The 7,350-nt window shown below is 67.7% G+C and carries 7 protein-coding genes; 4 read left to right on the plus strand and 3 right to left on the minus strand.

Translation table 11 applies throughout. From position 1 onward, the window contains the following. Positions 1 to 303 precede the first annotated feature (303 nt). The gene (locus Q7W02_18345; protein MDO8478120.1) at positions 304 to 1,875 is read right to left on the minus strand and encodes an ABC transporter substrate-binding protein; all 1,572 of its coding nucleotides are present in this window, start codon (positions 1,873 to 1,875) and stop codon (positions 304 to 306) included. Between the two features lie 367 nt (positions 1,876 to 2,242). On the opposite strand from Q7W02_18345, the gene Q7W02_18350 reads away from it, so the two are divergent. Genes Q7W02_18350 through Q7W02_18360 form a run of 3 tightly spaced genes read left to right on the plus strand, consistent with a single transcriptional unit; the run spans position 2,243 to position 5,216 of the window. Then, positions 2,243 to 3,229 (plus strand): tripartite tricarboxylate transporter substrate binding protein, encoded by a 987-nt coding sequence (locus Q7W02_18350; protein MDO8478121.1) that lies wholly within the window; start codon positions 2,243 to 2,245, stop codon positions 3,227 to 3,229. Positions 3,230 to 3,247: 18 nt separating this feature from the next. After that, positions 3,248 to 3,709: a tripartite tricarboxylate transporter TctB family protein gene (locus Q7W02_18355; GenBank protein MDO8478122.1), complete on the plus strand. Its 462-nt coding sequence runs from the start codon at positions 3,248 to 3,250 to the stop codon at positions 3,707 to 3,709. Positions 3,710 to 3,713: 4 nt separating this feature from the next. Beyond that, complete coding sequence (locus Q7W02_18360; protein MDO8478123.1) at positions 3,714 to 5,216, plus strand: tripartite tricarboxylate transporter permease; 1,503 nt, start codon at positions 3,714 to 3,716, stop codon at positions 5,214 to 5,216. 82 nt (positions 5,217 to 5,298) lie between these two features. Here the strand turns inward: Q7W02_18360 and Q7W02_18365 are convergent, their stop codons facing one another. Both Q7W02_18365 and Q7W02_18370 read right to left on the minus strand, forming a co-directional pair. Continuing rightward, complete coding sequence (locus Q7W02_18365) at positions 5,299 to 5,493, minus strand: DNA-binding protein (GenBank protein MDO8478124.1); 195 nt, start codon at positions 5,491 to 5,493, stop codon at positions 5,299 to 5,301. Between the two features lie 73 nt (positions 5,494 to 5,566). Further along, positions 5,567 to 6,109 (minus strand): Uma2 family endonuclease, encoded by a 543-nt coding sequence (locus tag Q7W02_18370; GenBank protein ID MDO8478125.1) that lies wholly within the window; start codon positions 6,107 to 6,109, stop codon positions 5,567 to 5,569. Between the two features lie 160 nt (positions 6,110 to 6,269). On the opposite strand from Q7W02_18370, the gene Q7W02_18375 reads away from it, so the two are divergent. Further along, positions 6,270 to 7,199, plus strand: a complete 930-nt coding sequence (locus Q7W02_18375) for an ABC transporter substrate-binding protein (protein MDO8478126.1) — start codon at positions 6,270 to 6,272, stop codon at positions 7,197 to 7,199. The last annotated feature ends 151 nt before the right edge of the window (positions 7,200 to 7,350 follow it).

Genomic DNA, 7,350 nt, shown 5'->3' on the forward strand with positions numbered 1-7,350 from the left:
CCATTGAACGGTCGGCCTTCTCGACCCGACACATCCGCGGGCACCCTAACCGATCCCCCGTCCTCGCACAATGTTACTTTCCGATCTCCGGCCGCGGAGCGGCATACGACCGCTATTCACGAACGCGTGTTCCGCGTCCTATGCGCCCCCTCACCCTGTCCCTCTCCTCCAGGGGCGAGGGGATCGAAACGGCTCCCTCCCCCCCGGGGGCGAGGGGATCGAAACGGCTCCCTCTCCCTCGGAGAGGGAGAGGGTCGGGGTGAGGGTGGCGCATGTGTTCACGCATAATCCGGGCTGGACTCCTCAGGCCTCCAGCGAGGCGAAGCGCAGTCCGTAGTAGAAGCCGGTGGAGTGCGGCTGGAAGCCCTTGAGGGTCTTCTGATGCACGTAGAGCAGGTCGGGAGAGTAGAGCGGGATCGTGATCGCATCCTCGGCGACCATGCGCTGGAGCTGGTCGTAGAGGGCCTTGCGCTTGGCCCGATCGAGCGTGACCCGGCCCGTATCCATCACCTCGTCGGCCGCCTTGTTCTTCCAGCGCCGAAAGTCCTTGCCGCCCGGCGCCGAGTGGAAGTGGCGGTAGAAGGCCTGGTCGGGGTCCACGAAGCCGCCCCAGTCGTTCATGGTGGGCGGCGACTGCGGCACGATCCAGTCCTTGATCCACACACCGCCGTCGACCGTCTCCACCGTCACGTCGATGCCCGCTTCCTTCAGGTTGTCCACGATGACGGGCAGCGCGGCGGCCAGGGCGGGGAACCCGACGATGTTGCGGATCTTCATCGGCACGCGTCCGGTGTAGCCGGCCTTCTGCAGGAGCTGCTTGGCTTTCGCGACATCGCGCTGCTGGTTCGGCAGCTCCTGCCACGGCAGCGCCCAGCCCTTCAGCCCGGGCGGCAGCACGCCGAGACGCTGCCCCAGCCCCGAGCCCGCGATCTGCAGGATGGCCTGGCGGTCGATGGCGAGCGCGATGGCCTGGCGGACCTCCGGCTTGCTGGTGGGCTCCTGATCGCCCGCCAGATCGAGAACCACCCAGCGCGTGGACGGCGCCTGGATCGCCTCGAGGGTCGGCACGGACCTGGCCACCTGGAACGTGAGCGCCGAGGAGAACTCGGCCAGCGTGATCTGCCCCGTGCGCAACCCGGCCACGATCGAGGACTCGTCGGGAATGGCCTGGAAGACGATGCTCTCGAGCAGGGGCTTCTGGGCGCCCCAGTACTGGCCATTGCGCTTGAGCGCCAGCCGCCGGCTCGGGTCGAAGCTGTCGAGTGCGAACGGGCCGGTGCCGATGGCGGTGGTGAGTAGCGCCCTGCCGTCGCCGCCCGCGTCCTTGGGGATCACGCCGTTGTACTTGCCGGCGAGGTTGACCAGGAAGGTGGCCGCGGGCGCGCTGAGCGTGAAGCGCACCGTGTACTTGTCGACCGCGTCGATCCGGCTCACGAAGGCGAGGTCGTTGGCGCCCGGGCTCACCTTGGGATCGCGGATGCGCTCGTAGCTGTACTTGACGTCCTCCGCGTCCATCTCCTTGCCGTTGTGAAACCGCACCCCGCGGCGCAGGTGGAACACGTACTCGGTCGGAGACTTCTGCTCCCACCGCTCGGCCAGCTCCGGCTTGGGCTCGAGCGCGTGATCGATCCAGACCAGGTTCTCGTAAAGGAGCGGCTTGCGCCGCTGCCAGATGTCGAGCCCCTGCATGTGCGGCTCGACGCTGGGGGGCAGTGCGGTGCTGGCGAAGGTGAGCGTGCCGCCCGTCTTCGCCTGCGCGCCGACGCGCCCGGGCAGTCCGGCCGCCGCGACGGTGAGCGCGGCGCCGCCCGTCTTGAGGAAGCGCCGGCGACCGATCGGCGCGCTGCAGCCGTTCTTCGAGGTGCGATGATCCATCGCGTGTGGGCCTCCGTGGGGTTCGGGTGGGCGCATCTTAATCCATTTCGCTCGGCCGGTGCCGCCCTCGATCAGGTGGGGTGCCACGCGAGTCGCTCGATGCGCCCGACGATCTGCCCAAACAGGCGTGATGTCAAGTGGCTCTCGGCGCGCTGCGGGACACGTCGGCGCCGCGGTCGTCCGGCGCGTAGGCGACGGCGATCGACGAAGAGCGCTGGAGGTCAGCCTCACGTCGTGGAAGTCATACTGTCTATCTACGCTCGGACGTGGACGCGGCGGTGGCTTCTGGAGTAAGGTACGACCCGGGTGAGCCGCCGCCATGCCGGCGGTGATCGTGCCGTGACCGCCGTCAAGAGGGGGAGCTCGCATGAGCGCCAAGTGGATCCGATCGTCCGTCGTCGCCTTCGTGTGCTTCGCGCTCGTCGCGGGCCTGCCGCCCTCGGAGGCGGCCGCACAGGCCAAGTACCCGAGCCGCCCCATCCAGCTCATCTGCCCGTGGGCCGCGGGCGGGGGCACCGACCGCATCGCCCGCATGGTGGCCCTGCTGCTGGAGAGGGAGCTGGGACAGCCTGTGACCGTCGTAAACCGGACCGGCGGCAGCGGCGCCGTGGGCCACACGGCGGGCGGGACGGCGACGCCTGACGGCCACACGATCACCATCGTCACCGTCGAGCTGACGATGATGCACTGGATGGGCCTCACCCCGCTCACCTACCGGGAGTTCACGCCCGTCGCACTGATCAACATCGACCCGGCCGGCGTGCAGGTTGCGGCCAACTCCGAGTGGAAGACGCTCAAGCAGCTCCTGGACTGGGTGAAGGCCAACCCCGGTAAGGCCAAGGCCTCGGGGACGGGGCGCGGCGGCAGCTGGGACATCGCCCGCGCCGGGATGCTGAAGGCGGCGGGGATCCCGATCGACGCGATGCCGTGGGTGCCGAGCACCGGGGCCGCCACGGGGCTTCAGGAGCTGGTGGCCGGCGGCATCCAGGTCGTGACCGCGAGCCTGGTCGAGGGACGGCCCCTCATCGAGGCCGGCAAGGTGCGCGCGCTGGCCCACATGGCCGACAAGCGCGACCCGGCGTTCAAAGATGTCCCGACGCTCAAGGAGCTGGGGATCAACTGGACGATGGGCGCGTGGCGGGGCATCGCAGCGCCCAAGGGCACGCCTCCCGAGATCGTTGCAATCCTCGAGAAGGCGTTGGACAAGGTCGTCCGGACCAAGGAGTACAACGACTTCATGAACGCGGCGCCGTTCGGCATCCTCTGGAGCCCCGCGGCCGAGTTCGGGAAGTTCATGGCCGAGCAGGACGCGACCATGGGGGTGCTGATGAAGGAAGCGGGCGTCGCCAAGTAGCGCCTCCGGCCGCTCCGCATGAAGATCAGCGACACGGTGGTGGGCGTCGGCTTCATCGGGGCCGGCGCCCTCATCGTGGCCGGCACGCTCAACTATCCCGCGCTCGACGGCGGCCACCCGGGCCCCGCCCTGTTCCCGCGGATCCTCGGCACGCTCATGGCGGTCCTCGGCGCGGCGCTGGCCGTGCAGGGCGCGCGGGCGCGGGACGCGACCCAGGCCGTCGAGTGGCGGCGGCTGCACCGCAACGTCGGCTTCGTCAACGCGCTGTTCGTCCTCGGCGGCGTGTTCGCCTACCTCGGCCTCGTGGAGTGGCTGGGGTTTCTCATCACCGGCACGCTGCTCCTCTTCCTCATGATGTGGCGCCTCCGGGTACCGCCCCTCCGGGCGCTGGTGGTGGCGATCGCGTTCATCGCGATCGTGCACTTCCTGTTCGTGAAGGTCCTCCGGGTCCCGCTGCCGCTCGGCCTGCTCTGGTGGTGATCGGGTGATCGAGCACATCGGGCAGGCCCTGGTCCTCCTCGCGAGCTGGAAGGTCCTCCTCACCATCGTGATCTGCAGCGTCTACGGGCTGTTCGTGGGGGCGATCCCGGGGCTCACCGCGACCATGGCCGCGGCGCTCCTGGTGCCGTTCACGTTCTTCATGGATCCGCTCTCGTCCCTGGTGGCCATCGTCACCATGTCGGCCATGGCGATCTTCGCCGGAGATATCCCGGCCGCGCTGGTCCGCATCCCGGGCACGCCGTCGTCGGCGGCCTACACCGATGACTCCTACGAGCTGACCAAGCAGGGCAAGGCGGAGCTGGTCCTGGGCGTGGACGTCGTGACCTCGGCGATCGGCGGGCTCATGGGCGCGGTGGTCCTGATGGTCGCCGCCCCGCTCCTGGCCGAGGTGGCGCTCCGCTTCACGTCGTTCGAGTACTTCTGGCTGGCCGCGCTCGGCCTGTCGGCCACCGTCATGATCGCGAGCACCCTGCCCGTGAAGGCCGGCCTCGCGCTCCTGATGGGGCTCTTCTTCTCGACCATCGGCGTAGACATCACCCTCGGCTACCCGCGGTTCACGTTCGGGACGACCGAGCTGCTGAACGGCCTGGACTTCATCCCCGCGATGATCGGGCTGTTCGGGGTCTCCGAGGTGCTGCGCAACATGGGAAGCGCCACGCTGAGCTTTCCGATCGCGCCGGTCCGGGCCGAGCGGATCTTCCGGGGGGTGGCCGAGACCCTGTGGCGTTACAAGGCCAACATGGTCCGCGCCGGCGCCATCGGGACCTTCATCGGCATCCTGCCCGGGGCGGGCGCCGACATCGCGGCCTGGATCGCCTACGCGGTCGCCCGCCGCTTCTCCCGCGAGCCGGAGAAGTTCGGGAAGGGGGCGATCGAGCCGATCGTGGACGCCGGGACCGCCAACAACGCCTGTCTCGCCGGCGACTGGGTGCCGGCCCTCGTCTTCGGCATCCCGGGCGACTCGATCACCGCGATCGTGATCGGGGTCCTGTACATGAAGGGGCTGCGGCCCGGCCCCATGATCTTCGAGCAGCAGCCCCAGCTCGTCTACGCGGTGTACCTCTCCTTCATCGTGGCCAACATCCTGCTGATCCCCTTCGGCTACCTGGCCATCAAGGCGAGCGGGTTCATGCTCCGCGTGCCCCGCAACGTCCTGATGCCGGCGATCCTGATGTTCTGCCTGGTCGGGGCCTTCGCCATCAACAACAGCCTGGTGGACGTGGCGCTGATGCTGGCGATGGGCGTCTTCGGCTACTTCCTCGAGGCCAACGGGATCCCCGTCGCGCCGATCGTGCTGGGCATGGTGCTGGGCCCCATCCTCGAGCAGAACTTCATGGTCAGCATGATCAAGACCGAGTGGGATCTCACCCAGTTCGTCCAGCGCCCGGTCGCGCTCGTCCTCGCCGGGCTCACCATGCTGGTCTGGCTGACGCCGCTCTACCCCTGGCTCCTCGCGCGCGGGCGGTCGCTAGCGACGCCCCGCTGATCTCGGGTGCCGGAGGCGCCGCCGGTGGCTTCGAGGAGACGGCGATGCAGTTCGACGACCTCGCCGAGTGCGAGATACCGCATCAGGCGAGACGCCGGTACAACTCCTCGTTCTTTCGCAGCACGCGTTCGGCGGCTGCCTTAAAGTCATCTCCAGGGGTTGCCAGGAGGTCCACGATCGCGGCACGAGCGAGATCCTCCGGCGCGAGACCGAGTCGGTCGGCTTCGTGGCGGAGCCGTTCTGCCTGCGCTGGCGAAAGATCGATGGTGAGCTTCATGGAGATCGGGTACCGTGGCGCCGCCCCGTCCAACAACCCGCTTCAGCGGGCCGGCCCCGGGCGAGGGGAGACGTCAGGACCAGAGTGACGTGGGGTCGACCGTCAGGTCGCTGAACGGCGGCAGCGGTGCCGGCGCGTTCGTCACGCGACCCGCGAGCGCGTACGCGGTTCCAGTGAGCGTGTAGGCCTCCACCGAACGGCTCTCCGGATCGACGATCCAGTAGTAGGGCACGCCGTGCTCCGCGTATAGCTTCATCTTCCGATCGCGGTCGAGCCGAGCGGTGGACGGCGAGAGCACCTCGACCGCGAGGGTCGGCGCCCCTTCGATGCCGCGCTCACTGATGATCGCCAGCCGGTCGGTGGCGATGTAGAAGACGTCTGGCTGGACCACCGTCACGTTGCTCAGGATGCAGTCCGTCGGCGCGACGAAGACCTTGCCGAGGCCTCGTGATCTCACGTGCTGGAGCAAGAGCCCGATGAGGTTGACGATAGCTTCCTGGTGCCGGGTGCCTGGGGCCGGAGTCACGGAGAGCTCGCCGTGATGCAGCTCGTAGCGCCGCCCGTCGTCGGGAAGGGCCGCATAGTCGCTGTAGGTCAGGAGGGCTCGCGTCGGCATCGCTCAGTGCTCCACGCTCCGTGCGTCACACTCTAGATGTTGGCGGTGGTGACCCGGTACCGTCAATGTCCACCCTTGCATACACCAGATTACACCCAACCAGGGAGCCGCCATCGTGTTGCCGTTTACCGAAGTATCAGTTATGTTCCTATCTCACAGTATGAAGCGACGAGTCTTTATCTCCGCGGTCGGGATGAGCCTGTTGGCGGCCCCGCTTCGCCTGGCAGCGCAGCAGCCGCAGAAGGTTTCGCGTGTCGGCTATCTCTTCTCCTTCACTCCAGCAGAGGCCAGACACCTGTGGGAGGCCTGCCGACAGGGCCTGCGCGAGCTGGGCTACGTGGAGGGTCAGAACATTGTGCTCGAGCCGCGATGGGCAGACGGGCGTCATGAGCGGCTCCCCGAGCTCGCGGCGGACTTGGTGCGGCTCAAGGTGGACGTGATTGTGTCAGCTGCCACGCCCGCAAGCCGCGCGGCGAAGGCTGCGACCAGCTCGATCCCCATCGTCATCGTCGCCGTGGGCGAACCGGTGAAGATGGGGTTGGTCGCCAGTCTCGCCCGGCCTGGGGGGAACGTGACGGGCCTCAGCCTGTTGACAACGGAGCTGAGTGGCAAGCGCCTCGAGCTGCTCGCGCAGGTCGTGCGCAACATGCACCGCGTGGCGATCCTCATGAATCCGGACAATCCTGTTACTGCCGTGTTCCTGGAGGAGACACGAGTCGCCGCCCAAAAGTTGGGAGTCCAGCTTCAGCCACTGGGGGCGCGAAATCCGAGGGAGATAGAGCAGGTGTTTGACGCCGCCCCTGGGGAGCGAGCCGCCGGGCTCATCGTGTTCGATGATCCGGTGCTCTTCAGCCATCGCAAGCAGATCGTCGCACTCGCGACGAAGCGACGGCTCCCGGTGATGTACGGCTTCCGTGAATTCGTGGACGATGGAGGGCTGATGTCCTACGGGCCCGACAGAGTTGACCATTATCGGCGCACCGCACTCTACGTGGACAAGATCCTCAAGGGCGCCAAGCCGGCAGATCTACCCGTAGAGCAGCCAACGAACTTCGAGCTGGTCATCAACGGTGCGTCCAGAGAAAGCTGACGTGTTCAGCGGGAGGCAGTCCCGCCGGGGTAAGAGCCAGAGCCCCGTAACTTGGGTGGCAGGGTGGAGGGAAACCAAGACTCTGAAGCCCACCGACGAAGCCATCGAAAGGATGGTGTGTGAGTCCCCGGGCCGTAACGGAAGTGAACGC

This window comes from Candidatus Rokuibacteriota bacterium (genome assembly GCA_030647435.1).
Taxonomy (GTDB): Bacteria; Methylomirabilota; Methylomirabilia; order Rokubacteriales; family CSP1-6; genus AR37.

What these genes read in the sequence shown, in the direction of transcription:
- Q7W02_18355 (MDO8478122.1), top strand. Translation starts at nt 3,248, where the DNA reads ATGAAGATCAGCGACACGGTGGTGGGCGTCGGCTTCATCGGGGCCGGC.
- Q7W02_18375 (MDO8478126.1), top strand. Translation starts at nt 6,270, where the DNA reads ATGAAGCGACGAGTCTTTATCTCCGCGGTCGGGATGAGCCTGTTGGCG.
- Q7W02_18365 (MDO8478124.1), bottom strand. Translation starts at nt 5,493, where the DNA reads ATGAAGCTCACCATCGATCTTTCGCCAGCGCAGGCAGAACGGCTCCGC.
- Q7W02_18370 (MDO8478125.1), bottom strand. Translation starts at nt 6,109, where the DNA reads ATGCCGACGCGAGCCCTCCTGACCTACAGCGACTATGCGGCCCTTCCC.
- Q7W02_18350 (MDO8478121.1), top strand. Translation starts at nt 2,243, where the DNA reads ATGAGCGCCAAGTGGATCCGATCGTCCGTCGTCGCCTTCGTGTGCTTC.
- Q7W02_18345 (MDO8478120.1), bottom strand. Translation starts at nt 1,875, where the DNA reads ATGGATCATCGCACCTCGAAGAACGGCTGCAGCGCGCCGATCGGTCGC.